Source organism: Gelidibacter algens (genome assembly GCF_001678675.1).
Taxonomy (GTDB): Bacteria; Bacteroidota; Bacteroidia; order Flavobacteriales; family Flavobacteriaceae; genus Gelidibacter; species Gelidibacter algens.
In genome coordinates this window covers 16,819-39,477 of the sequence record NZ_LZRN01000030.1, presented here as the reverse complement: position 1 = coordinate 39,477, position 22,659 = coordinate 16,819, and the positions used below count along the sequence as shown (strand labels likewise).

Below are 22,659 nucleotides of genomic sequence, written 5' to 3'. Positions count from 1 at the left end.
CTGTTAAATAGATTACTTTTGCGAAGTCTTAAAAATTAAAAAAATAATATAAATGAGCGTTTTAGTAAATAAAGATTCAAAGATAATAGTTCAAGGTTTTACAGGTAGTGAAGGAACTTTTCACGCTGAACAAATGATAGAATACGGCACTAACGTGGTTGGTGGTGTGACGCCTGGTAAAGGCGGTCAGACACATTTGGACAGGCCTGTTTTCAATACTGTCGAAGACGCAGTAAAAGAAGCAAAGGCAGATACGTCTATTATTTTTGTGCCGCCAGCTTTTGCTGCAGATGCCATTATGGAAGCTGCTGATGCTGGCATTAAAGTCATCATTTGTATCACGGAAGGAATTCCTGTGGCAGATATGATCAAGGCTTCAAATTATATTAAAAATAAAGAGTGTCGTTTAATCGGCCCAAACTGTCCAGGAGTTATTACTCCAGGCGAAGCCAAAGTTGGTATTATGCCAGGTTTTGTATTTAAAAAAGGGACTGTAGGGATTGTTTCTAAATCAGGGACTTTAACTTATGAAGCGGCAGATCAAGTTGTCAAACAAGGTCTTGGAATCACGACGGCTATTGGTATTGGTGGAGATCCAATTATTGGAACAACCACTAAGGAAGCGGTTGAATTACTGATTAATGATCCAGAAACAGAATGTGTGGTGATGATTGGTGAAATTGGAGGACAATTGGAAGCTGATGCAGCAAAGTGGTATAAAGAAAGTGGTAGCAAAAAGCCAATCATCGGATTTATTGCTGGAGAAACTGCACCTGCAGGACGCACCATGGGTCACGCGGGAGCAATTGTTGGAGGAAGTGATGATACGGCTCAAGCTAAAAAAGAAATTATGAGAGCTTGCGGAATTCACGTGGTGGATTCTCCTGCTGAGATTGGTAAAAAAGTTGCCGAAGTTATGGGGTAATTGCCAAATACAAATTTTAAGAACCTCACATTTTTGTGGGGTTTTTTTATTTGAGACAGCATCTAATCCTTATATTTGAAAAGAGAATCATCAACCAATTGAGAGTGCTTAATTGAAGTAATGCAGCACTCACTACTAAATTTATAGTTATGAAATTATTAGAAGGAAAAACAGCAATTATTACGGGTGCCAGTAGAGGTATAGGTAAGGGTATTGCCCAAACTTTTGCAGAGCATGGTGCCAATGTTGCATTTACATATAGCTCCTCATCAGAATCAGCGAAGGCTTTGGAAGAGGAATTAAATACCTTGGGCATCAAAGCCAAAGGGTATCAAAGTAATGCAGCCGATTTTAATGAATCACAAAAGCTGGCAGAAGAAGTACTGGCTGAATTTGGAAGCATCGATATATTGGTGAACAATGCCGGAATTACAAAAGACAATCTTTTAATGAGAATGGGTGAGGAAGATTTTGACAAAGTGATTGAAGTCAATCTCAAATCTGTTTTTAATATGACCAAAGCCGTAATGCGCCCCATGCTTAAGCAACGCAAGGGCTCTATTATTAACATGAGTTCGGTGGTTGGTGTGAAAGGGAATGCCGGACAGGCTAATTATGCCGCTTCAAAGGCAGGGATTATCGGGTTTTCCAAATCTGTAGCTTTAGAGTTGGGGTCTCGTAACATAAGAAGTAACGTGATCGCACCGGGATTCATCGAAACCGAAATGACCGCCAAATTAGATGAGAATACCGTAAAAGGCTGGAGAGAAGCAATTCCTTTAAAACGTGGCGGAACGCCTGAAGATATCGCTAACGTTTGTGTGTTCTTGGCCAGTGATATGAGTGCCTATATTACAGGGCAAACAATTAATGTGGACGGCGGCTTGCTTACATAATCGTTTGCAGTGTGCAGTTTGCAGTCCGGCCGTAACGAAAATCTCAACAGATGATTATTTAATTAAAGTTCATTTGTTGGGTTTGATTGTATAATTACAGTGATAAACATTCGTGTACCTACCTGCCGACAAGCTGCTCCTTGGCTAAAAGAATCTTAAATGACAGAAACCGTCCTATACATCATACTAGCTGGAATAATAGCGCTTTCATTAGCGCTTTTTCAGTATGTATATAGGTCAAAAAAGCGCACAAAAGTCACTATCCTGCTGGCATTCTTCCGTTTTGTAACATTGTTTTCCGTTATGCTGTTGTTGATCAATCCTAAGTTTGATCAGATGACTTACGTTGATGAAAAACCAACGTTGCTTATTGCTTTGGACAATTCTGAATCCATAAATTTTTTGGGTCACGACCAAAGTGCCAAAGATTTAGTGGCACTTCTAAAATCTGACCAGGCTCTGAACGACCGTTTTAATCTTGAATTTTTTAGTTTTGGAAAGGAAGTCAATACCTTAGAGATTTCAACGTTTGATGAAAAACAAACCAACCCTGCGGTGTTATTCGATCGTTTTTCTCAGGTTTATGGAAATACAATCGCGCCTCTAATTATTATTACTGATGGGAATCAAACTTATGGCAACGATTATGAATTTGTAGCCCAAAAGTATAAGCAGCCCATATTCCCCATTATTTTAGGAGATACAACCCGATATACTGACTTAAAGATTGAACAACTTAATGTCAATAGGTACGCTTATCTAAAAAATAAGTTCCCAGTAGAGATTATTGCGGTCTATAACGGAGAAAGTGATGTCAGCTCACAGTTGAAGATTACTTCCGGAAATAACACTGTCTTTTCTCAGAATTTATCTTTTAGTAAAACACAATCCAGCAGACTCGTAACTTTGAATTTACCTGCCAATTCACCAGGAGTTGTCACGTATAGAGCGGAATTGACAGCCATTTCCAACGAAAAAAATACTGTCAATAATATTAAAAATTTTGCCGTAGAGGTTATTGACAGAAAAACTAATGTGGCTATTATTTCTGATATCATACACCCTGATTTAGGTGCGCTAAAAAAGGCTATTGAAAGCAACGAACAACGTCAAACGACCATCTTAAAACCCTCAGAATTTTTGAAGTCAGCTGATGATTTTCAACAAGCTATCCTCTATCAACCCAATCAAAACTTTAAGTTGGTTTATGAAGCAATAGAAGCGCGGAACATTAATACTTTTACAATATTGGGGTCCAAAACAAATTGGTCTGAACTTAACAAATTCCAAACTGATTTTAAACAAACAATTACCAATCAGTATGAAGATTTTCAATCGGTTTTAAATTCAAACTACAGCGTGTTTATTGTAGATGCTCTCAATTTTTCTGATTTTCCGCCATTGCAAACTGAGTTTGGAGCGCTTGCTTTCTCTTTCCCCACAGAAACTATTTTATATAAAACTGTTAATGGCATTCAATTGAAAGAGCCCTTGCTATTAACGTATCAAGTAAATCAAAAAAGAGCAGCCGTTTTAAATGGCGAAGGCATTTGGCGTTGGCGCGCACAAAGTTTTCTGGATGATAAATCCTTCGTCAGTTTTGATAATTTTATTGGTAAAATCATCCAGTACCTAGATTCTAATCAAAAACGAAGCCGTCTCAATATTACTTATGAATCATTTTATAACGGAAATGATGAAGTGATTGTCACCGCACAATTTTTTAATAAAAATTATGAATTTGATGACAGGGCCAATCTTGAAATAACTGTTACGAATAGAGAAACCCAAAACTCCCAAAAGCTGCCGTTTATTCTTAAGCAATCCAGCTATCAAGTGGATTTAAGTGGTATGGAGGCAGGTGATTATCAATTTACAGTAAAATCTCAGAATGAAAATATCTCCACATCTGGAGAGCTTAAAATTCTCGATTTTAATGTTGAGCAACAATTCTTGAATGCCAACGTTTCAAAACTCGAAAATTTAGCGAACACTAGTCAGGGCAAATCTTATTTTATCGATGACACGAGCACACTTGTTGGTCAATTAATAAAGGATGAAAGGTTTGCTACCATACAAAAAGGCATTAAAAATGTTGTATCTTTGATTGATTGGAAATTTCTACTCGCGTTGATCGCGTTAAGCCTTTCTGCGGAATGGCTCATTAGAAAATACAACGGATTAATTTAACGAAAACTATTTATTATTTATGGAAAGATTACCTAAAGTTGCGATCCCTGCAATAATTGCAGTAATTGTATTAATTATTATTCTCGCAAAATCGGCAGTGACCGTTGACTCAGGAAAAGCAGGCGTGTTATATAAAACCTTCGGAGGAGGGGTAGTTACAGATGAACCCGCTCTTGGTGAAGGTTTCCACGTGATAGCCCCTTGGAATAAAGTATATATTTACGAAGTAAGACAGCAAGAAATTTTTGAAAAAATGAGTGCATTATCTTCCAATGGATTGGATATTAAATTGGATGCCTCTATATGGTTTCAACCTGAATATGAAAATCTTGGGAAACTGCATCAAGAAAAAAGTGAAATGTACGTTGAACGTATTTTATTGCCTGCGGTTAGATCAGCAGCAAGAAGTGTTGTAGGACGTTACACACCAGAGCAATTGTATTCTAGTAAAAGAGATGCTATTCAGGCTGAGATTTTTGAAGAAACGAAGAATTATGTCGATGATCAGTACATTCAACTAAATGATATCTTGGTACGAGATGTGACTTTACCACCTACAATCAAAGACGCTATTGAGCGTAAATTGAAACAAGAGCAAGAATCCTTAGAATATGAGTTTAGATTGGTCACAGCGTCAAAAGAAGCTGAAAAAGTGATTATCGAAGCCCAAGGTAAAGCAGATGCCAACAGGATTTTGAGCGCATCCTTAACTGATAAAATTCTTCAGGACAAAGGAATTGAAGCTACTGTAAAGCTATCTGAATCCAGTAACAGTAAAGTTATTGTCATAGGTTCAGGAGAGTCTGGATTGCCTATTATCTTAGGAAATCAATAAGTTAACATAGTCACCTAGTGATTTGTTTAAATTATTTACACATATTTTCATTCCAGCGTTTGGAATTATAAAATAATTTTAACGATATTTGTAAAACATAAAAAGTAAATGAACTTTATTCAAACACATCATCACCATCATCATATTTGCACTCAAGCGAATTGAAGATGTATTGAATAAAATCAACATATTTTTTAAAACCGTTTGAGTAAATCAAGCGGTTTTTTTCATTCCTGCAAAGGCAAGAATCTTACCTAAAGACTTACTCAGACAAAACTAAGTTTAATTAAAAAGCACCCACCTCTTGGGCAAATTTATGAGTAAATTAAAAATAGCAGTTCAAAAATCGGGTCGTTTACACGACGATTCCATGAAAATCCTGAATGACGTAGGAATTTCAATTGATAATGGCAAAGATCAGCTTAAAGCACTAGCCAAAAATTTTCCTTTGGAAGTGTTTTATCTACGCAATGGTGATATTCCACAATATCTTCGAGATGGCGTTGTAGATGCTGCAATTATTGGAGAAAACATTCTGATAGAAAAAGGTTCTGATATTTCAGTAATTGAAAAATTAGGATTTTCGACATGCAAGGTTTCTATCGCAGTTCCAAAATCCTTCAAATACAAAACCGTCAAGGATTTGGACGGCAAGCGTATTGCAACTTCTTATCCAAATACCGTAAATCAATTTCTTGAGAAAAACAATATCAATGCACAACTGCACATTATTAGCGGTTCTGTAGAGATCGCACCAAATATCGGACTTGCTGATGCCATTGTTGATATTGTTTCTAGCGGCAGCACCTTATTTAAAAATAATTTGAAAGAGGTTGAAGTGCTACTGAGATCGGAGGCTGTTTTAGCGGCATCTCCATTAATCTCGACTGAAAATGAAGTTATTTTGAAGAAATTGCAATTCAGATTGCAATCGGTTTTAAAAGGCAGACAGTCAAAATATGTACTGTTAAACGCCCCTAATGACAAACTTGACAAAATCATCAGTGTTCTGCCAGGAATGCGCAGTCCAACGGTTTTACCGCTAGCACAAGAGGGATGGAGTTCCATACATTCGGTAATCACTAAAAATGAATTTTGGGAAGTGATTGATGAACTGAAAGCCAATGGCGCTGAAGGGATTTTAGTCTGTCCTATTGAAAATATGGTCGTATAAATCATTAAGATAAAAGTTGTCACCCTCAGTATTGTTCATCATATATAACTTGTTTTGAAAGTTACAAGTGAAAGCTGAAGGGCTAAAATAAAAATTATGCAAATCATAAAAAATCCAAATAGAAACTCTTGGTCAGAGTTGATTAAAAGACCAACCCAAACTTTGGACAGTATTGAAAATACTGTTAATCAGATTTTTGACGATGTCAGTAGAAATGGCAATTTAGCGGTTCAAAAATACACCTCACTTTTTGACGGTGTTGAGTCTGAACTTATTGAAGTTCCTGTTTCAGAAATTACAACAGCATCTCAAAATGTATCTCAAGAATTGAAAGATGCCATCAAAATGGCGAAAAAAAACATACATATCTTTCACCAGGCTCAAAAAACAAGTAAAATTGAAGTAGAAACGATGCCAGGTGTTCAATGTTGGCAAGAAAAACGACCGATTGAAAAGGTAGGACTATATATTCCCGGAGGCACAGCACCCTTGTTCTCTACAGTTTTAATGCTTGCGGTTCCTGCGCAAATTGCGGGTTGCAAAGAAATCATTCTCTGTACGCCTCCAAATAAAAAAGGAGCCATTGCCAATGAAATTTTATATGCGGCACAACTATGCGGCGTGACAAAAATCTATAAAGTAGGCGGCATACAAGCTATTGCGGCCATGACTTTTGGCACCGAAACCATTCCGCAGGTTTACAAAATTTTTGGACCAGGTAATCAATTTGTCACAGTTGCAAAACAGTTGGCTACAAAATACGGTGTGGCTATTGATATGCCCGCAGGCCCAAGTGAATTACTGGTAGTTGCAGATGATAGTGCAAATGCAGCCTATGTAGCGTCAGATTTGTTAAGCCAGGCAGAACACGGAGCCGACAGTCAAGTAATTTTGGTTTCCAATTCCGAGTCTTTCTTGACTGCCGTAGAAGAAGAAATAAGTAATCAAATGGCTGTTTTGCCTAGAAAAACAATGGCCGAGAAAGCTATTGAAAATTCAAAACTCATCTTGATTGCTGATGATCAAGAGGCTTTAGACTTCATTAACGCCTATGGTCCAGAACACTTTATTGTATGTTCAAGAAACGAAGCTTTATTTGTTGAAGGGATTACCAACGCAGGATCTGTATTTGTTGGTAACTATACGCCCGAGAGTGCAGGTGATTATGCTTCCGGTACAAACCATACCTTGCCAACAAACGGTTATAGCAAAGCGTACTCAGGTGTCAACTTGGATAGTTTTTCAAAAAGTATGACGTTCCAAAAAATCACAAAAGAAGGCTTGAAAAATATTGGAACATCCATTGAACTCATGGCTGAAGCGGAAGGGTTGCAAGCCCACAAAAACGCAGTGTCCATTAGACTAAAAGATTTACAAGAATGAGCATCCAAGATCTTATAAGACCCTCCATTAAAGCCTTAAAACCATATTCTTCAGCACGAGATGAATTTAAAGGCAGTAAAGACAATTTAATTTTTCTCGACGCCAATGAGAATCCTTTTGAAAATGGGGTCAATCGGTATCCAGATCCGCAACAAGGCGAATTAAAAGCATTGATATCTAAAATAAAAAATGTACCCACAGAAAATATTTTGTTGGGAAATGGTAGTGATGAAGTGCTGGATTTATTGATCAGAATGTTCTGCGAACCTAACAAAGACAACATTATTATACTTCCACCAACGTACGGAATGTATGAAGTTTTGGCGAACGTCAACGCCGTTGAAACCTTTAAGGTCAATCTCTCATATGAAACTTTCCAACCACAGGACTCAAATATTATAGAGGCGGCAAATATCAACAGTAAAATTCTATTTTTATGCTCCCCTAACAATCCAACAGGCAATAGTTTTGAGGCTTCAACCATTGAATTTTTATTAAAAAACTTCAAAGGGATCGTCGTTATTGATGAAGCTTATATTGATTTTGCCATTGAAGACAGTTGGTTGGGGAAGCTGCAACATTTTCCGAATCTTGTTGTCACACAAACCTTATCTAAGGCTTATGGAATGGCCGGCATTCGTTTGGGCATGTGTTTCGCTTCCGCAGAAATCATTGCGACTTTAAACAAAATCAAGCCACCGTACAATATCAATCAACTCACGCAAGATAAAGCGATGGAAGGATTGAGAAAAATGACATTAGTAAATTCGCAAATCGCCTGTCTGTTAGATGAAAGAGGGGCTTTAATTAAAGCATTGGAGGATGTCGATTTCATCGTAAAAGTATATCCTTCTGATGCCAATTTTGTGATGGTTAAAGTAGATGATGCTAATAAACGGTATGAGCAATTGATTGATAGTGGTATCGTCATTCGCAATAGAACCACGCAGCCTTTATGTGATAATTGTTTACGACTCACCGTGGGCACAGAAGAAGAAAATAAAAGATTAATCGAAAATCTCAAGACCTTGTAAAGGCGAAATATTATGAAGAAAAAAGTTTTATTTATAGATCGTGACGGTACCATAATTATTGAACCTGAAGATTACCAAATTGACAGTTTTGACAAGCTTTTATTTTATCCTAAAGTGTTTCAATATTTAGGTAAAATAGCACGGGAATTGGATTATGAGATCGTGATGGTGACCAATCAAGACGGATTGGGGACGGAGTCTTTCCCCGAAGACACCTTTTGGCCTGTCCATAATTTTATGGTAGAGACCTTTCAATCTGAAGGCATTATTTTTAAGGAGCAATTTATTGATCGTACTTTTGATGAAGACAACGCACCAACCCGAAAGCCCAGAACGGGCTTGTTAAACCAATACTTTTCTGAAGCTTATGATTTGGAAAACTCATTGGTCATAGGAGACCGTTTGACTGATGTTGAACTGGCTAAGAACCTAGGTTCAAAAGCTATTTTTATAAATACTTCCGAAAATATGGAACCAGACAAGGCAGAATTACGTAACTATATTGTGTTGGAAACAAAAGATTGGGAACAAATTTATAAGTTCTTAAAAACTGAAGATAGGACAGCCAGTCTGGAGCGGAACACCAATGAAACCAAAATAGCGATTACTTTAAATCTTGACGGTACAGGAAAGAGCAACATTGACACGGGAATTGCCTTTTTTGACCACATGTTGGATCAAATTTCACGTCACGGCCAATTGGACTTGGATATTAAAGTAAAAGGTGACCTAGAAGTGGATGAACACCATACCATTGAGGACACTGGGATTGCATTGGGTGAAGTTTTCGCGAAAGCATTGGGTAATAAATTAGGCATGGAACGCTATGGTTTTTGCTTGCCAATGGATGATTGTTTGGCCCAAGCCGCTATTGATTTTGGCGGACGCAACTGGTTGGTTTGGGAAGCAGAATTTAAGCGTGAAATGATTGGGAAGATGCCAACGGAGATGTTCTTTCATTTTTTCAAGTCCTTTACAGATGGTGCCAAATGTAATTTGAACATCAAAGCAGAAGGAGAGAATGAACACCATAAGATTGAGGCTATTTTTAAGGCCTTTGCCAAAGCCATAAAAATGGCCATCAAGCGCGATATGGAAAAAATGATCTTGCCATCTACGAAGGGAATGTTATAAGGTAAAAAAATCAAATTTCAAGTACCAACATCCAATGCTTAGCTTGGAGTTTGGAGTTTGGAATTTGAGATTTGGAATTTGGTATTTTAAAATTGATTTTAGATGAATATTGTAATTATAGATTATGGTGCCGGCAATACCAAAAGCGTTCAGTTTGCATGTAACCGTTTGGGGTACAATCCCATCTTGAGCAACAGTGAGGATGTTATTAAAGCAGCCGACAAAGTAATTTTTCCTGGAGTTGGTCAGGCTAGCCATGCTATGGAGATGTTGAAAAAATCAGGATTGGATACCTTGATCCCCACACTGAAACAGCCAGTTTTAGGTATTTGTTTGGGAATGCAATTGCTCTGCAATGCTACCGAAGAAGGTGATACCCTTGGTTTGGGTGTTTTTGACGTAAAAGTCAAACGTTTCTCAAATAAAGTTAAAGTGCCTCAAATGGGCTGGAACACAATCTTCGATCTTGAATCAGATCTATTTGAAGGCCTAAAAAATGACGCTTATATGTACCTTGTGCACAGTTATTATGCAGAAGTATGTGAACATACCATTGCACAAACAAATTACGATCTGAATTATAGCTCGGCACTGAAAAAAGAAAACTTTTATGGTGTTCAATTCCACCCTGAAAAAAGCAGTACCGAAGGCGCTCAGATATTAAGGAATTTTTTAAAATTATAACATGAGAATAATACCAGCAATAGATATTATAGACGGTAAATGTGTGCGCCTGACGAAAGGGGACTATAATACGAAAAAAATATACAATGAAAACCCATTAGAAGTTGCCAAGGAATTTGAAGCTTCAGGGATTGAATATTTACACTTGGTCGATTTAGACGGTGCCAAGGCGCAACATATTGTTAATTTCAAAGTATTGGAGCAGATAGCTTCCAAAACTACCTTGAAGATAGACTTTGGTGGCGGACTCAAATCCAATGAGGACCTGCATATTGCCTTTAACTCCGGTGCTAAACAGATTACAGGTGGAAGCATTGCTGTTAATGATCATAGAACATTCGAATCTTGGCTGGCTCAATATGGCTCAGCTAAAATTATTTTAGGGGCAGATTGTAATAATGGTAAAATTGCCATTAGTGGGTGGCAAGAAGAAAGCAGTTTACAAGTCATTCCGTTTATTAAAAACTATCAACGCCGAAAAGTACAGTACGTTATTTGTACAGACATTGCAAAAGACGGCATGTTGGAAGGGCCTTCCTTTGATTTGTATCGTGATATTATTCAAGAATGTTCAAACAGCAGTACGGATCAATCCATAAAACTTATTGCCTCTGGAGGAATTTCTCATATTGACGAGCTGCCAAGGCTTAAAAAGTTAGGTTGTGAAGGTGTCATTATTGGGAAGGCCATTTATGAAAATAAAATTAGCTTGAAACAATTGGAACAATTTTGCTAAAGCCCTCAATTTTTAAAGAGTAATTAAAACACATCTGCTTTGGCAGACCAGTATATGCTTACAAAACGAATTATTCCGTGTTTAGATATAAAAAATGGGCGTACCGTTAAGGGTGTCAACTTTGTCAATCTCATTGATGCAGGAGATCCTGTGGTTTTAGCAAAGCAATATGCTGAAAAGGGTGCGGATGAATTGGTGTTTCTAGATATTTCAGCCACGTTGGAAGGACGGAAAACCACCTTGGAAATGGTTTTAAGAGTGGCAGAGCAAGTCAATATTCCATTTACGGTTGGTGGCGGAATTTCGTCCATTGAAGATGTTGATTTACTTTTGAAATCAGGTGCAGATAAAGTCTCCATTAATTCTTCAGCCATCAAACGCCCTGAATTGATCAATGAGCTGTCTGATAAATTTGGAAGCCAGTGTGTGGTAGTAGCCATTGATGCAAAACAAATTAATGGAAAGTGGATGGTCCATTTAGCGGGTGGCAGCATCCCAACAACATTGGATCTTTTTGAATGGGCCAAGGAAGTGGAAACGCGCGGCGCTGGTGAAATTTTATTTACCTCCATGGACCACGACGGTACTAAAGATGGATTTGCAAATGAAGCTTTGTCGAGATTGTCATCAGAGTTGAATATCCCCATCATTGCCTCCGGCGGCGCCGGAACAGTTCAGCATTTTGTGGATACCTTTCAAAAAGGAAAATCTGACGCAGCACTTGCGGCCAGCGTTTTTCATTTTGGTGAAATTGAAATAAAAGATTTGAAAGAAGAACTGAGAACTAATAATATTGAAGTCAGGCTTTAATAACAACGATAAAAAATGAACTTAAAATATAATTCTGAAGGTTTAATTCCGGCCATCATTCAAGATGCCACTACAAAAAATGTCCTGATGTTAGGCTATATGAATGACGCTGCATTTAAGAAAACCCAAGAGACCAAAAAAGTGACCTTTTACAGCAGAAGCAAACAACGGTTGTGGACTAAAGGTGAGGAAAGTGGTAATTTTCTAAATTTTGTGGATGTGAAAGTGGATTGTGATCATGACACGCTCTTGATTCAAGCAAATCCGGAAGGTCCAACCTGCCATAAAGGTTCTGATACCTGCTGGGGTGATGAAAATACTTCAAATTTCGGATTCATTTCCAAATTGGAAGCTACAATTGAAGCCCGTCGCACAAATTCCAATCCAGAGGATTCTTATGTGGCCTCACTTTTTTCAAAAGGCATCAATAAATTGGCACAAAAAGTAGGTGAGGAGGCTGTGGAAGTTGTTATTGAAGCTAAAGATGATAACGACGAGCTCTTTTTAAATGAAAGTGCCGATTTGTTGTTTCATTACTTAATGTTGCTTCAAGCAAAAGGGTTTAAGTTGGAGGATATTGAAACGGTACTCAAAAATAGGGAGAAAAAATAGCATGTCGTTTTTCTATCTGATCAGCATTCAGTATCTAGGTTTCCGTTATCATGGTTGGCAGAAACAGCCCAATCTGAAAACCGTGCACCTCATGATTGATAAAACCTTGAATTATATTTTTGAAGGCACTATAAAATTCAAGACATTGGCGGTGGGCAGGACAGACGCAATGGTATCTGCCAACGAAACCGCATTCGAATTATTTTTAGAGCAGCCTATTTTAGATTTTGATGAATTTATAAAACAGTTTAATTACTATTTACCGCAAGATATTAGAGCCTTAACCATAAAAGAAGTTGATAAAGATTTCAATATCATCCAAAATGCCAAACTTAAAGAGTATGTCTACCTATTTGCTCACGGTCAAAAAGCACATCCGTTTTGTGCATCCATTATGACCACATTTAGAGATGCACTAGATATTAAGTTGATGACTAAAGGCGCTAAACTTTTTGAAGGCACTCACAACTTTAAGGGCTTCTGTTCTAATGTTTCAGAAAATAGCGTTTATATACGCGAGGTTGTGTCTTGTGAATTGATTGAAAACACTCTCATTAGTGCTAGTTTTTTTCCGAAAGAATCGTATGTTCTCAAGGTGAAAGGCGAAGGGTTTGGCTACAATCAAATTAGAATAATGATGGGCACCCTTGTAAAACTGGGGAAACATGAAATTGCTTTAGAGGATATTTCCAAAAGTCTCCAACCTGAAAGTATTAAAGTCATGGATTATATTGCGCCAGCTTCCGGATTGATTTTAAATTCTGTGGAATTTAAGTAATCAAAATTGTCTAACCATTCTACTTATTTCAACCACTCACGCGCAACTGCCCGTTTTGAAAACCATACCAGATACACTGCGATAACTATACTGCTTAAGCTTAAAAAGATATCCCTTGGGATGATTACAGTCATTACATAAAACTGCTGAACACCAATAGCTAGGAAAGAAATAATGAAAAGTATATAAGCCAAACGCTTGCGAATTAACAGAAATATACTTGCAATCAATCCGGTAAATACAGCAATAGCGAATGCTGAAACGTACCATGCAGGAAGGCCTGCATGTAAAACTTGATTGGTTTTTGGGAGGTGTGTGAGTTGCTCTTCGGTCATAAATGCCTGTATAAGATAATTATACACGCCAAATGCATTCCAAAAAAGAGCAATAATACCTACAGCCCAAAAATAGACTGGAAGTTTATTTGTAGAAGTAAAATTCATAAATTGTTGTGTTTTTAAATATCAAAACAACAATTTATGAATTTTTTATTAATGAACAGAAGGTATTTTGAAGAGACTATGTGGTGAAACGCTTTAGTCTCCTTCAACGACGTGAAGTACAGGGGTTTTATTAACCCATTTTCCATTTTTTGATTCTCCTAAGATATACACTTCCTTTGTCAATTCATATTCTTTGATTGTACGCAGCATATGTTCTTTGGTATCTCTGTGGATTTTTATCCCAGTTGTTTTCCCCTTATTTCTGATTTCTATATAAAAGCCGTCTCTAAATTTGATCGGTCTTGTAGGTGGTCTTCCCATGTAATTAACTATTTGCAGTATTTAACTTGCATATTAAACAAAATATTGTCATAAAACAAGTCTTAATTAAACTTTTCAAAAGTAGACTGTTTTTCCATGTAAACACCTTAAATCTTATAGTAATTTTATATTCATTAATTGAGCCATACTATACGGAAAATATTTTTACTTTTAAAGCATTGACCACTACAAGAATTATAATTAAGATGAAATCCAAAAACAAAAAAAAATCCTATAAAACTGTCAATCGCTCACCGGGCACGGTACTGTACCGAGGCAAAAAACAATCTACCGTTACAGCTGTTGATATCATCAACTACAGTAAAGAATCCTATCATAAACTTGAAACCCAAAATGTAGAAGAAGCGTTTCACTTTAAGGGTAATGATCAAGTAACCTGGATCAATGTCAATGGCCTCAATAATACTTCAGAAATTGAAAAATTGGGTAATCATTATGGCTTGCATCCGCTAACAATGGAAGATGTACTGAACACGAACCATAGACCTAAAATGGATGAATTTGATAATTATTTATTTATCATTTTGAAAATGCTCTATTTCAATAATGAGGAAGAGCTGGTTTATGAGCAAGTCAGCATGGTGGTGGGAGAGCATTATGTGATCACATTTCAGGAGTCTGATGGTGATGTATTTGATGATTTGAGAGATCGCATCTCCTCTGGTAAGGGCCGTGGCCGTAGTATGGGCTCAGATTATTTGATGTACGCCATAATTGATGCCATTGTTGATAATTATTTGACGGTAATTGAGGCCTTTGGCGATAAAATTGAAGATATTGAAAACCGTATTTTTGAGTCTGATACTGATAATAATACCACAGCCAACAGCATACAGCTCCTGAAACGAGAGGTATTGAAAATTAGAAGGTCTGTGTTTCCGTTGCGAGAAGTGATTAGTCGTTTGGATAAAATTGAAAATTCAATCATTGATGAAAAAACCCACAATTTCCTGAGGGATTTATACGATCATATTGTACAGGTCAATGAGAGTATTGAAGTCTATAGGGAAATGGTTTGGAGTTTATTGGATATGTACATGAGCATTATCAGCAATAAGATGAATGAGGTGATGAAAGTGCTAACCATTATAGCCACCATATTTATTCCACTTACTTTTATAGCGGGAGTGTACGGGATGAATTTTGACCATATTCCTGAATTGCACTATAAATACAGCTATTTTATCTTGTGGGGTGTCATGATCTTTATCTTTTTGATGATGTTAATTTATTTTAGAAAAAAGAAATGGCTTTAATCACAGTCAGGTTGATAATTAAATAATAGTGAGCGTCTAAGTTGTTTATTGCTTTAGTAACGCGCGTGTTTCTCGAAAGAAAGTAAAAAGATCTTTGCACAATGTAGAAGTTAAATTACTTTCAGTAGTTGCTGAACTCAATGTTTTGTTTGCAAATTATCATGTATATTACCAAAAATTAATCAATCCAGTATGGCAATGAGCACTGAAGTAATTCATAATCACACAACTTAAAGAGAACATTGTTAAATAAATGCGTTATTTCTAAAATTATTTTCAAAACTTTTATATGAGAGAAGAATTAAACAAATCTTGGGATGCCTTGATTCAAAAGCTTTTGGGTTGGATGAATGCCATCGTGGAAAACCTTCCAAATTTAGCATTGGCCATTATCGTGATGATCATCGCCTATTTTTCGGCAAAGTACGTGAGCAAACTGATGCTGAAACTTGTAGGAAGCCGTGTCAGGCAAAAATCTGTGGGCAATATTATTGCTAGATTAACCACGGTTTTTGTGGTTTTTGTTGGTTTGTTTTTGGCCCTGGGTATTTTAAATCTTTCCCAAACCTTAACCTCATTGATCACTGGTGCTGGTGTTCTTGGTTTGGTTATAGGTTTGGCACTACAGGGCACTCTGTCAAATACAATTTCAGGGATTGTGATTTCATTCAGAGATAAAATTCAGATAGGCAATTGGGTGGAGACCAATGATTTTGCCGGAGAAATTATAGATATCAATTTGAAGAATTTCACTTTGAAAGAATCAGACAATAACATGGTCATCATTCCCAATAAAACAATATTGGAAACGCCAATGAAAAATTATTCATTGACACCTTATATCAGGGTTGATTTGTCTTGCGGTGTACACTATAGTTCAGATTTGGAATTTGTTGAAAAATTGACCAAAGAAACTTTGGAGAAAACTTTTGAAAAAATTGACGACATGAAGCCTGTTGAATTTTTCTTTACTGAATTTGGTGACAGCAGCATTAATTTCAAATGTCGTTTTTGGATTGAAGGAACCAGAAACGTCCATAAATTAAATGCTACCAATAAAGCTATCATTGCCATTAAGAAAGCTTTTGATGCGGAAGGAATCAACATCCCTTTCCCAATCAGAACATTGCAGTTTGACAATAAATTGGGTTTGGAAAAAAATGGAAATGATATAGAGGATTTAACTTCCAAACCTTAAGTCAGGTTTGATGAAGAAGATCTTAAAATTAACTTAAAGTAGCAACTGAAGCGTATATAAGTCCCGAGGGTTTCGAAACTTTCCCTAAATTTAATCATCAAAGAAAAGAAGCTATGACAGAATCTGCTACATTCTCAAAGGACTTATTAGAATTTCTAAAACAATTAAAGGAAAATAATGATAGAGATTGGTTCAATCAGCAGAAGCCAACATTCACAAAATTACAAACCGCTGCGAAGCGCAACTTCAATAGCGTGTTTGAATCTCTTAAAACGCATGATGACGTAGACCGATTGAAGATATTTCGAATTTACCGGGACGTCAGATTTTCTAAAAATAAAGCACCTTACAAAACGCATTTCAGCGGTTCATTTCATAGGAAAAAGCCTGAAAATAGGGGAGGATATTACCTTCACATCCAACCTAATGACGGGACTTTTATCGCAGTGGGTTTTTGGGATCCTTCCAAAGAAGATTTATTGAGAATAAGAAAAGAATTTGAAATGGATGACCTAGAGATCCGGTTGATTATTGGGAATAAAAAATTCTATAATATTTGGGGAGATTTTAAAGGTGATGAGCTAAAAACCGCACCAAAAGGCTTCGATAAGGAACACAATGCCATCGATTTGATTCGTAAAAAGCAATTTATTTTTACCAAGACATACACAGATGCGGAAGTCCTGTCCCCTGAGTTTTTAGATAACGTCAATGCAGCATTCAAGGCCATTAGGCCCTATTTTGATTATATGACTGAGGTGTTGAATACCAATGTCAATGGCGAGCTGCTTATATAACTTCGGTAATTGTAAAGGTGTTGCCATTAAACTCAATCAGGCTGCCTTTGGTTTTATTCTTGAGAAGCATGCCAATAGGAGAGCCTGGCGAAATTGCAAAAACACTTAAGTTTTCAATATCAATTTTTCCAGCGCTGATGGAAATATAAAAGTTATTGGACGTTGTTTTTACCAAACTGCCCAATACTACAGTGTCAGAAACCATTTTAGGACTAATGGCCTCCAAACTATCCAACATTTTCTGGGCATCTATTAGGTGCTGCGAATTTTTCTCAAGATCATTAAAGAGTTTACCATTTCCTGAGGCATCATCATCACCGCCACCTTTGTCATTGCTTTCAATGGAGTCTTTGATGGTTTCAATTTCATTTTTATAGTTGGTAATACGCTTGTTGGCATAATCAAAACAAGCCTGCAAAACATCACTTTTTATTTTCATATCTCTTTTACCATCTCGGGTATAAATAGTTGGATTTGACTAACCAAACGCTCCTTTACAAGATTCATCATCCGCTTGTTCAAGGCCGATGAATTTTCAATATAAACAGCATACTCTTCAGTTGTAAATTGACCAATGATCATTCCTTTAATTGAATTTCTGAATTTCATATCCTTTTGGATAGCATTTTCAATATAGTCCAATTGCTTCGGTAAATATAGGTCATAAAACATGTTTTTATGCTTCGCAATATAATTTTTAAAGACAGCTACAATCAAATCATTTTGGAGCTTGAGCAAAGGTCTCAAGGTTCCGTTTTGAAAACGTTCTTCACTGCTCATGGAATCGTAAATTAAAGCAGTGGAAATGATAGGTCTTATCTTGATGAGATCTTCGGTTCTGTTGGTCATGACTTTAAGTTTTAATAAAAATAGGCATAATGATTTTCTCAAAAAGGCAATACAAGAGATGTTGTTAACGGGTTTATTAACAACATTAGCGTTTATAAGGTTTTAAGAGGGTTTGTTTCCTTTTATAAATGAATTTTGACATGTTTAAAGTATCTTTAAGGTCAAGTTCAAAATTTGAGACTATGAAATTTGGAAGTGTTGATAACCCCCAGAACATTGACTTCTCGTTACCTCCTGACCATAAGGATACCGCCGGGGTGTTGAGTACTTTTGAAATTAAAAATCCTCCATACGTATATGCGGGTTGTTCTAATTGGAGTAAATCAGTTTTAAAAGGTTTTTACCCAAGAGGCACTAAAGACGAATTGAATTATTATTCCAAACAGTTTAATTCCATTGAACTCAATGCCACATTCTATCGTATCTTTCCGCCTGATACCTTTGTTTCGTGGTATGATAAAACGCCTGAAGGTTTTAAATTTTTTCCAAAATTATTTCAGGAAATCAGTCATTGGAAGCGCCTGAAGGGTGTGGAAAAAGTAGTGGATGATTACCTTTACAGTGCGAGTAATCTGAAAGAAAAGTTGGGCACCATCTTTTTACAAATGCACTCTAATTTTGCTCCAAAAGACTTCGATAAGGTGGAGGCCTTTGTAAAAGCCTGGCCCTCAGAAATTCCGTTGGCTATTGAATTTAGACATTCAGATTGGTATAACGATGCCGCTGTAGCTGAACGATTGTATAACTTGTTTGAAATCCACAATATAGCGAACGTGATTGTGGATACTGCTGGTAGGCGTGACTTGATGCATATGCGTTTAACCAATGGTACAGCATTTATAAGATTTGTGTGGGCAAACCATGAGAGTGACTATGGCCGATTGGACCAATGGGTGACACGACTCAAAGAATGGCAACAACAAGGGGTGCAGGAAATAGATTTTTTTATCCATCAAAATATTGAAAAGGAGCAGCCATTGCTTATGGCTTATTTCATAAAAATATTAAATGCCAAGATGGGGACTGATTTGAAGATCCCAAATAAAGACCAAAACACTGAACTACTCTCACATCAACATCATTAAAATTAATAAATACCATGAGATTTCACACACGCAAATGGGTAAAACCAGAAGACCTTAATCCTAATGGAACGCTATTTGGCGGAAAATTATTAGCTTGGATTGACGAAGAGGCGGCCTTATACACCGCTATCCAACTTGAAAATTCGAAGGTTGTCACCAAATACATTTCTGAGATTAATTTTACGAGTTCTGCCCGACAAGGCGATATCATTGAAATAGGGATGGATGTGGCTAATTTTGGAAGCTCTTCGCTGACTCTCAAGTGTGAAGTGCGCAACAAGATGACCAGAGAAACCATTCTTACCGTAGATAATATTATCATGGTCAATTTAGGTGAAGACGGCAAACCATCTCCACATGGCAAAACCAAAATAGAGTTTGTTAAAGACCGCTTAAAGTAATTTTAACAATTGTACATCTTTTGCAAATAATGGGAAACCGTTAACAACCAATCTGTAGTAATATTCGTATATTAATTAAAACCAATTTAATACTTATCACAATGAAAAAATTAGGAATGCTTCTTCTCATCTCGACACTCTTCGTGTCGTGCTCTTTATCAAAAGTAGAAAAATCAGCAAGAAAAACCATTGATGGCAATTGGGTACTCAATTCTGTATCTTATGACACTCAAGGGGTTTTCAATACCGTACTATTTAATGATGCCACCACGTCCTGTTTTAAGGATAGCCAATGGTTTTTCAGATCCAATAACAGTACAGGCTCTTATAATATTATAAATGCCGATTGTTCAACTGGAGTGAGAAACTTCAGATGGGCAGCGAATGAAATAGGTAAAAACACCGGTAACTTTGATTTTACAATGAAATTCACGGATGCAAAGAAAAACGATCTCCAAGAAGATACAGGCTATAGAATGAGTCTGAAATACTTGGATGACAATAGTATGCAAATGACTCAAACCATTCAATTTGAAGGAAAGCCTTTTAATATTAATTTAAACTTTACAAGAACAACTTTATAAACTTTAGAATATGAAAAACACGATAAAAACAATTGCACTACTATTCATGGTCAGTGCATTAGTAAGTTGCGATGCAACAAGAAATGCCAATAACAAGCAAAAGGGAACCGTTATCGGTGCCTCTGGTGGAGCCGTGATAGGTGGCGTTATAGGTAATAATGTGGGTGACAAAAACAATACTGCTTTAGGTGCCATTATTGGCGCGGTTGTAGGTGGTGTGGCCGGTAACTACATTGGTGACCGTATGGATAGACAGGCAGAACGTATTGAAGAAGAAATTCCAGGAGCTCAGGTTGAACGTGTTGGCGAAGGGATTAACGTTGTATTTGACGAGAGTAGCGGTGTTTACTTTGATACCAACAAATACGGTATAAATGGTGCATCTTCAGCAACGTTAAATAAATTGGCAGGTATTTTTAAAGAATATCCAGACACCAATATTTTAGTAGAAGGTCATACTGATAGCACAGGTCCTGATGATTTTAACATGACACTTTCTAAGCAACGTGCCAAAGCAGTAACGTCCTTTCTGTCAAGTCAGGGTATTTCTTCCGGTAGGTTTACTACAAACTGGTATGGACCTAATCAGCCTAAATATGACAACTCAACGTCAGACGGAAGAGCAAAAAACAGACGCGTGGAGTTGGCCATCATTGCCAATGAGCAAATGAAAAAAGAAGCGAAAGAAAAAGCAGGTTATTAAAAGCTCGATCTTTCCAATAAAAAAGCAGCCTTATTTCTATAGTAGAACTAAGGCTGCTTTTTTTTATGTCTTAAATTTTTTCGGTGTTGTAAACTGTGGGAGTCAATTCGAAGAGTTCTAAATCAAAATACGTAATGGCTGATAAAATATGGTCAAAGATATCAGACATGATAAATTCATAATTCACCCAACGCTTATCACTACTAAAGGCATAAACTTCTAATGGAATCCCTTGCGATGTTGGTGCCAGTTGCCTCACCATAATAGTCATGTCTTTATTGATACCAGAATGACCCTCAATATAGGTTTGGATATACTTTCTAAAAACACCCAGATTGGTGAGGTTACGCCCACTTGATCAAGGTGTTTTTATTCAATATTATGAGAGGTGTTATAGTCTATTAGTTCTTTTTGTTTTGTATTGAGATAAACTGTGATAAGTTCTATTTTTTTAAGGTCTTCAATTTCAGAATCTTTAAGATAATGGATGCTTTTTGATTTAATCAAAATAGATCTTTTAATACGTCTACCTCCTGAAGATTGCATCCCGCGCCAATTCTTGAACGATTCAGAAATAATTGCATACGTTGGAATAGTGGTAATGGTCATGTCAAAGTTTTGAACCTGAACCGTGGAGAGGTTGATCTCAATGACATCACCATCTGCGCCATACTTATCCATGGTAATCCAATCACCAATTCTTAAGGTATCATTGATGGCCACTTGGATACTGGCCACAAATCCTAAAATGGTGTCTTTAAAAATCAATAAAAGAACAGCCGATGCTGCTCCAAGCGTGGTAAAAAACTTTAAGAATGACAAATTAATAATGGCAGCAAGAATTGAAGCGGCTCCAACAACCCAAACAAAAAGCATGACTACCTGAATGTAACTGTCAATGGGTTTATCTCTTAAGCGTGGTAATGTTTTAAAGTACGATTCTAAACTTCTCAGGACGCTCCTCACGATCCATATGGTTAAAAAGATCCCATATACTTTAAGTAAAATGAGAATAAAAGACTCAAATTGTGGGTAATCATAAAATACAATAGGAAATAATTTGATAGTCAAAAATAACGGAACCAAATGAGCAATGTTCCGTGGTGCTTTGTGGCTGACTAAAAAATCATCAAGCTTTGTAGTGGAGCGTGTAGCAAAGTTACTAAATGCCTGAACAAGTATTTTTCGAGCAATTACATCTGAAACAACGATAATCACACACAAAATTAAAAACAAGGCAAACATATTAAGAAACGTCGCCCATTGGTCAGAGAGGCCTATTCCCAAAAAATAATCGCAAAAAATATGACTGTATTCAGACATTATATGGTGCGGTTTAAATATTTTCTTTCAATATAAAAAGTAGCAAAAGGGATCAAAGAGGCCAACATTACAATCCCTAGTGTTTTAAAGGACCACTTTAATTTGGAGCCAACCAATAGTGCCAAGATGATGTAGGCTATAAACAACAAACCATGGGTCATCCCGATAGGATAGAGTAGGGTTTTATAAATTTCAGGGTTGAAAGGTTTAACGAGTAACATGTTGCCAAACAGGACTAAGTATGAAATACCTTCTAAAATGGCAACAATTTTGAAGCTTTTTAATAGTGTAAACATGGCTACTTAAATTTTATGCAAAAATACCCATGTTATACTGTATTAGCTATTTTTTTAATGATTTTATTTTGAGACAAGAGTTGTGTTCTCGGCACTTTTGAGTAGATCCAAATAGAACCCAAACTTTTAAGTTAATCCATGTATAAACTATATATGATCACAACCTGAAATAGAATTATGACCTTAAAAAA

At 36.7% G+C, this 22,659-nt stretch carries 27 protein-coding genes; 20 read left to right on the top strand and 7 right to left on the bottom strand.

From position 1 onward, the window contains the following. Positions 1-52: 52 nt before the first annotated feature. From sucD to A9996_RS13450, 13 genes are all read left to right on the top strand, one after another. On the top strand, positions 53-925 hold the full coding sequence (gene sucD / locus A9996_RS13510; RefSeq protein ID WP_066436009.1) for a succinate--CoA ligase subunit alpha: 873 nt from the start codon (positions 53-55) through the stop codon (positions 923-925). 149 nt (positions 926-1,074) lie between these two features. After that, positions 1,075-1,821 (top strand): 3-oxoacyl-[acyl-carrier-protein] reductase, encoded by a 747-nt coding sequence (fabG, locus tag A9996_RS13505; protein WP_066436006.1) that lies wholly within the window; start codon positions 1,075-1,077, stop codon positions 1,819-1,821. A gap of 159 nt (positions 1,822-1,980) precedes the next feature. After that, positions 1,981-4,011 (top strand): hypothetical protein, encoded by a 2,031-nt coding sequence (locus A9996_RS13500; protein ID WP_066436000.1) that lies wholly within the window; start codon positions 1,981-1,983, stop codon positions 4,009-4,011. A 19-nt stretch (positions 4,012-4,030) separates the two neighbouring features. Next, positions 4,031-4,846 carry a prohibitin family protein gene (locus A9996_RS13495; protein ID WP_066435997.1) on the top strand — a complete coding sequence of 272 codons (816 nt, stop codon included), beginning with the start codon at positions 4,031-4,033 and terminating at the stop codon, positions 4,844-4,846. A 316-nt stretch (positions 4,847-5,162) separates the two neighbouring features. Beyond that, complete coding sequence (gene hisG, locus A9996_RS13490; protein WP_066435994.1) at positions 5,163-6,020, top strand: ATP phosphoribosyltransferase; 858 nt, start codon at positions 5,163-5,165, stop codon at positions 6,018-6,020. A gap of 96 nt (positions 6,021-6,116) precedes the next feature. Continuing rightward, positions 6,117-7,403, top strand: a complete 1,287-nt coding sequence (gene hisD / locus A9996_RS13485; protein WP_066435991.1) for a histidinol dehydrogenase — start codon at positions 6,117-6,119, stop codon at positions 7,401-7,403. Continuing rightward, the gene (hisC, locus tag A9996_RS13480) at positions 7,400-8,437 is read left to right on the top strand and encodes a histidinol-phosphate transaminase (RefSeq protein ID WP_066435989.1); all 1,038 of its coding nucleotides are present in this window, start codon (positions 7,400-7,402) and stop codon (positions 8,435-8,437) included. The genes hisD and hisC overlap by 4 nt, the downstream gene beginning before the upstream one ends. Before the next feature lie 12 nt (positions 8,438-8,449). After that, positions 8,450-9,571 carry a bifunctional histidinol-phosphatase/imidazoleglycerol-phosphate dehydratase HisB gene (gene hisB, locus A9996_RS13475; protein WP_066435987.1) on the top strand — a complete coding sequence of 374 codons (1,122 nt, stop codon included), beginning with the start codon at positions 8,450-8,452 and terminating at the stop codon, positions 9,569-9,571. Positions 9,572-9,673: 102 nt separating this feature from the next. Continuing rightward, positions 9,674-10,255, top strand: coding sequence for an imidazole glycerol phosphate synthase subunit HisH (gene hisH / locus A9996_RS13470; protein WP_066435984.1), 582 nt, complete (start codon positions 9,674-9,676; stop codon positions 10,253-10,255). A 1-nt stretch (position 10,256) separates the two neighbouring features. Further along, complete coding sequence (gene hisA, locus A9996_RS13465; RefSeq protein ID WP_066435981.1) at positions 10,257-10,991, top strand: 1-(5-phosphoribosyl)-5-[(5-phosphoribosylamino)methylideneamino]imidazole-4-carboxamide isomerase; 735 nt, start codon at positions 10,257-10,259, stop codon at positions 10,989-10,991. Between the two features lie 54 nt (positions 10,992-11,045). Next, a complete protein-coding gene (gene hisF, locus A9996_RS13460; RefSeq protein WP_066436047.1) occupies positions 11,046-11,801 on the top strand; it encodes an imidazole glycerol phosphate synthase subunit HisF in 756 nt (251 codons plus the stop codon). A gap of 15 nt (positions 11,802-11,816) precedes the next feature. Continuing rightward, positions 11,817-12,413 (top strand): bifunctional phosphoribosyl-AMP cyclohydrolase/phosphoribosyl-ATP diphosphatase HisIE, encoded by a 597-nt coding sequence (gene hisIE, locus A9996_RS13455; protein WP_066435979.1) that lies wholly within the window; start codon positions 11,817-11,819, stop codon positions 12,411-12,413. 1 nt (position 12,414) lies between these two features. Continuing rightward, positions 12,415-13,191, top strand: coding sequence for a tRNA pseudouridine synthase A (locus tag A9996_RS13450; protein ID WP_066435976.1), 777 nt, complete (start codon positions 12,415-12,417; stop codon positions 13,189-13,191). A 23-nt stretch (positions 13,192-13,214) separates the two neighbouring features. Here the strand turns inward: A9996_RS13450 and A9996_RS13445 are convergent, their stop codons facing one another. Both A9996_RS13445 and A9996_RS13440 read right to left on the bottom strand, forming a co-directional pair. Then, complete coding sequence (locus A9996_RS13445; RefSeq protein WP_066435973.1) at positions 13,215-13,634, bottom strand: hypothetical protein; 420 nt, start codon at positions 13,632-13,634, stop codon at positions 13,215-13,217. A gap of 93 nt (positions 13,635-13,727) precedes the next feature. After that, positions 13,728-13,955, bottom strand: coding sequence for a hypothetical protein (locus tag A9996_RS13440; protein ID WP_066435972.1), 228 nt, complete (start codon positions 13,953-13,955; stop codon positions 13,728-13,730). Positions 13,956-14,161: 206 nt separating this feature from the next. On the opposite strand from A9996_RS13440, the gene corA reads away from it, so the two are divergent. The 3 genes from corA to A9996_RS13425 all read left to right on the top strand — a co-directional run bounded on the left by corA (position 14,162) and on the right by A9996_RS13425 (position 17,227). Beyond that, a complete protein-coding gene (gene corA, locus A9996_RS13435) occupies positions 14,162-15,232 on the top strand; it encodes a magnesium/cobalt transporter CorA (protein ID WP_066436045.1) in 1,071 nt (356 codons plus the stop codon). A gap of 289 nt (positions 15,233-15,521) precedes the next feature. After that, positions 15,522-16,430 (top strand): mechanosensitive ion channel family protein, encoded by a 909-nt coding sequence (locus A9996_RS13430; RefSeq protein WP_066435967.1) that lies wholly within the window; start codon positions 15,522-15,524, stop codon positions 16,428-16,430. Between the two features lie 113 nt (positions 16,431-16,543). Continuing rightward, entirely contained in the window at positions 16,544-17,227 is a 684-nt protein-coding gene (locus A9996_RS13425) for a DUF2461 domain-containing protein (protein WP_066435965.1), read from the top strand. On the opposite strand, the gene A9996_RS13420 is transcribed toward A9996_RS13425, so the two are convergent. Beyond that, positions 17,220-17,666, bottom strand: a complete 447-nt coding sequence (locus A9996_RS13420; protein ID WP_066435960.1) for a hypothetical protein — start codon at positions 17,664-17,666, stop codon at positions 17,220-17,222. The two genes, A9996_RS13425 and A9996_RS13420, sit on opposite strands and share 8 nt — an antisense overlap. Continuing rightward, a complete protein-coding gene (locus A9996_RS13415; RefSeq protein ID WP_066435957.1) occupies positions 17,663-18,076 on the bottom strand; it encodes a glyoxalase in 414 nt (137 codons plus the stop codon). Before A9996_RS13415 ends, A9996_RS13420 begins: the two co-directional genes overlap by 4 nt. 182 nt (positions 18,077-18,258) lie before the next feature. On the opposite strand from A9996_RS13415, the gene A9996_RS13410 reads away from it, so the two are divergent. From A9996_RS13410 to A9996_RS13395, 4 genes are all read left to right on the top strand, one after another. After that, on the top strand, positions 18,259-19,161 hold the full coding sequence (locus tag A9996_RS13410; protein WP_066436042.1) for a DUF72 domain-containing protein: 903 nt from the start codon (positions 18,259-18,261) through the stop codon (positions 19,159-19,161). A gap of 14 nt (positions 19,162-19,175) precedes the next feature. Further along, positions 19,176-19,562, top strand: a complete 387-nt coding sequence (locus tag A9996_RS13405) for an acyl-CoA thioesterase (protein WP_066435955.1) — start codon at positions 19,176-19,178, stop codon at positions 19,560-19,562. Between the two features lie 101 nt (positions 19,563-19,663). Next, a complete protein-coding gene (locus A9996_RS13400) occupies positions 19,664-20,146 on the top strand; it encodes a lipocalin family protein (RefSeq protein ID WP_066435953.1) in 483 nt (160 codons plus the stop codon). A gap of 10 nt (positions 20,147-20,156) precedes the next feature. Then, positions 20,157-20,849 (top strand): YiaD family glycine zipper/OmpA-like lipoprotein, encoded by a 693-nt coding sequence (locus A9996_RS13395; protein ID WP_066435951.1) that lies wholly within the window; start codon positions 20,157-20,159, stop codon positions 20,847-20,849. 70 nt (positions 20,850-20,919) lie between these two features. Here A9996_RS13395 and A9996_RS20970 read toward each other — a convergent pair whose 3' ends face one another. The 3 genes from A9996_RS20970 to A9996_RS13385 form a co-directional block, all read right to left on the bottom strand. After that, positions 20,920-21,111, bottom strand: coding sequence for a hypothetical protein (locus A9996_RS20970; RefSeq protein WP_346210636.1), 192 nt, complete (start codon positions 21,109-21,111; stop codon positions 20,920-20,922). Positions 21,112-21,218: 107 nt separating this feature from the next. Further along, positions 21,219-22,172 (bottom strand): mechanosensitive ion channel family protein, encoded by a 954-nt coding sequence (locus tag A9996_RS13390; protein ID WP_346210635.1) that lies wholly within the window; start codon positions 22,170-22,172, stop codon positions 21,219-21,221. Further along, positions 22,172-22,468 (bottom strand): DUF3817 domain-containing protein, encoded by a 297-nt coding sequence (locus A9996_RS13385; RefSeq protein ID WP_066435949.1) that lies wholly within the window; start codon positions 22,466-22,468, stop codon positions 22,172-22,174. The genes A9996_RS13390 and A9996_RS13385 overlap by 1 nt, the downstream gene beginning before the upstream one ends. Positions 22,469-22,659: the final 191 nt, after the last annotated feature.

What these genes read in the sequence shown, in the direction of transcription:
- sucD (WP_066436009.1), top strand. Translation starts at nt 53, where the DNA reads ATGAGCGTTTTAGTAAATAAAGATTCAAAGATAATAGTTCAAGGTTTT.
- fabG (WP_066436006.1), top strand. Translation starts at nt 1,075, where the DNA reads ATGAAATTATTAGAAGGAAAAACAGCAATTATTACGGGTGCCAGTAGA.
- A9996_RS13500 (WP_066436000.1), top strand. Translation starts at nt 1,981, where the DNA reads ATGACAGAAACCGTCCTATACATCATACTAGCTGGAATAATAGCGCTT.
- A9996_RS13495 (WP_066435997.1), top strand. Translation starts at nt 4,031, where the DNA reads ATGGAAAGATTACCTAAAGTTGCGATCCCTGCAATAATTGCAGTAATT.
- hisG (WP_066435994.1), top strand. Translation starts at nt 5,163, where the DNA reads ATGAGTAAATTAAAAATAGCAGTTCAAAAATCGGGTCGTTTACACGAC.
- hisD (WP_066435991.1), top strand. Translation starts at nt 6,117, where the DNA reads ATGCAAATCATAAAAAATCCAAATAGAAACTCTTGGTCAGAGTTGATT.
- hisC (WP_066435989.1), top strand. Translation starts at nt 7,400, where the DNA reads ATGAGCATCCAAGATCTTATAAGACCCTCCATTAAAGCCTTAAAACCA.
- hisB (WP_066435987.1), top strand. Translation starts at nt 8,450, where the DNA reads ATGAAGAAAAAAGTTTTATTTATAGATCGTGACGGTACCATAATTATT.
- hisH (WP_066435984.1), top strand. Translation starts at nt 9,674, where the DNA reads ATGAATATTGTAATTATAGATTATGGTGCCGGCAATACCAAAAGCGTT.
- hisA (WP_066435981.1), top strand. Translation starts at nt 10,257, where the DNA reads ATGAGAATAATACCAGCAATAGATATTATAGACGGTAAATGTGTGCGC.
- hisF (WP_066436047.1), top strand. Translation starts at nt 11,046, where the DNA reads ATGCTTACAAAACGAATTATTCCGTGTTTAGATATAAAAAATGGGCGT.
- hisIE (WP_066435979.1), top strand. Translation starts at nt 11,817, where the DNA reads ATGAACTTAAAATATAATTCTGAAGGTTTAATTCCGGCCATCATTCAA.
- A9996_RS13450 (WP_066435976.1), top strand. Translation starts at nt 12,415, where the DNA reads ATGTCGTTTTTCTATCTGATCAGCATTCAGTATCTAGGTTTCCGTTAT.
- A9996_RS13445 (WP_066435973.1), bottom strand. Translation starts at nt 13,634, where the DNA reads ATGAATTTTACTTCTACAAATAAACTTCCAGTCTATTTTTGGGCTGTA.
- A9996_RS13440 (WP_066435972.1), bottom strand. Translation starts at nt 13,955, where the DNA reads ATGGGAAGACCACCTACAAGACCGATCAAATTTAGAGACGGCTTTTAT.
- corA (WP_066436045.1), top strand. Translation starts at nt 14,162, where the DNA reads ATGAAATCCAAAAACAAAAAAAAATCCTATAAAACTGTCAATCGCTCA.
- A9996_RS13430 (WP_066435967.1), top strand. Translation starts at nt 15,522, where the DNA reads ATGAGAGAAGAATTAAACAAATCTTGGGATGCCTTGATTCAAAAGCTT.
- A9996_RS13425 (WP_066435965.1), top strand. Translation starts at nt 16,544, where the DNA reads ATGACAGAATCTGCTACATTCTCAAAGGACTTATTAGAATTTCTAAAA.
- A9996_RS13420 (WP_066435960.1), bottom strand. Translation starts at nt 17,666, where the DNA reads ATGAAAATAAAAAGTGATGTTTTGCAGGCTTGTTTTGATTATGCCAAC.
- A9996_RS13415 (WP_066435957.1), bottom strand. Translation starts at nt 18,076, where the DNA reads ATGACCAACAGAACCGAAGATCTCATCAAGATAAGACCTATCATTTCC.
- A9996_RS13410 (WP_066436042.1), top strand. Translation starts at nt 18,259, where the DNA reads ATGAAATTTGGAAGTGTTGATAACCCCCAGAACATTGACTTCTCGTTA.
- A9996_RS13405 (WP_066435955.1), top strand. Translation starts at nt 19,176, where the DNA reads ATGAGATTTCACACACGCAAATGGGTAAAACCAGAAGACCTTAATCCT.
- A9996_RS13400 (WP_066435953.1), top strand. Translation starts at nt 19,664, where the DNA reads ATGAAAAAATTAGGAATGCTTCTTCTCATCTCGACACTCTTCGTGTCG.
- A9996_RS13395 (WP_066435951.1), top strand. Translation starts at nt 20,157, where the DNA reads ATGAAAAACACGATAAAAACAATTGCACTACTATTCATGGTCAGTGCA.
- A9996_RS20970 (WP_346210636.1), bottom strand. Translation starts at nt 21,111, where the DNA reads ATGGTGAGGCAACTGGCACCAACATCGCAAGGGATTCCATTAGAAGTT.
- A9996_RS13390 (WP_346210635.1), bottom strand. Translation starts at nt 22,172, where the DNA reads ATGTCTGAATACAGTCATATTTTTTGCGATTATTTTTTGGGAATAGGC.
- A9996_RS13385 (WP_066435949.1), bottom strand. Translation starts at nt 22,468, where the DNA reads ATGTTTACACTATTAAAAAGCTTCAAAATTGTTGCCATTTTAGAAGGT.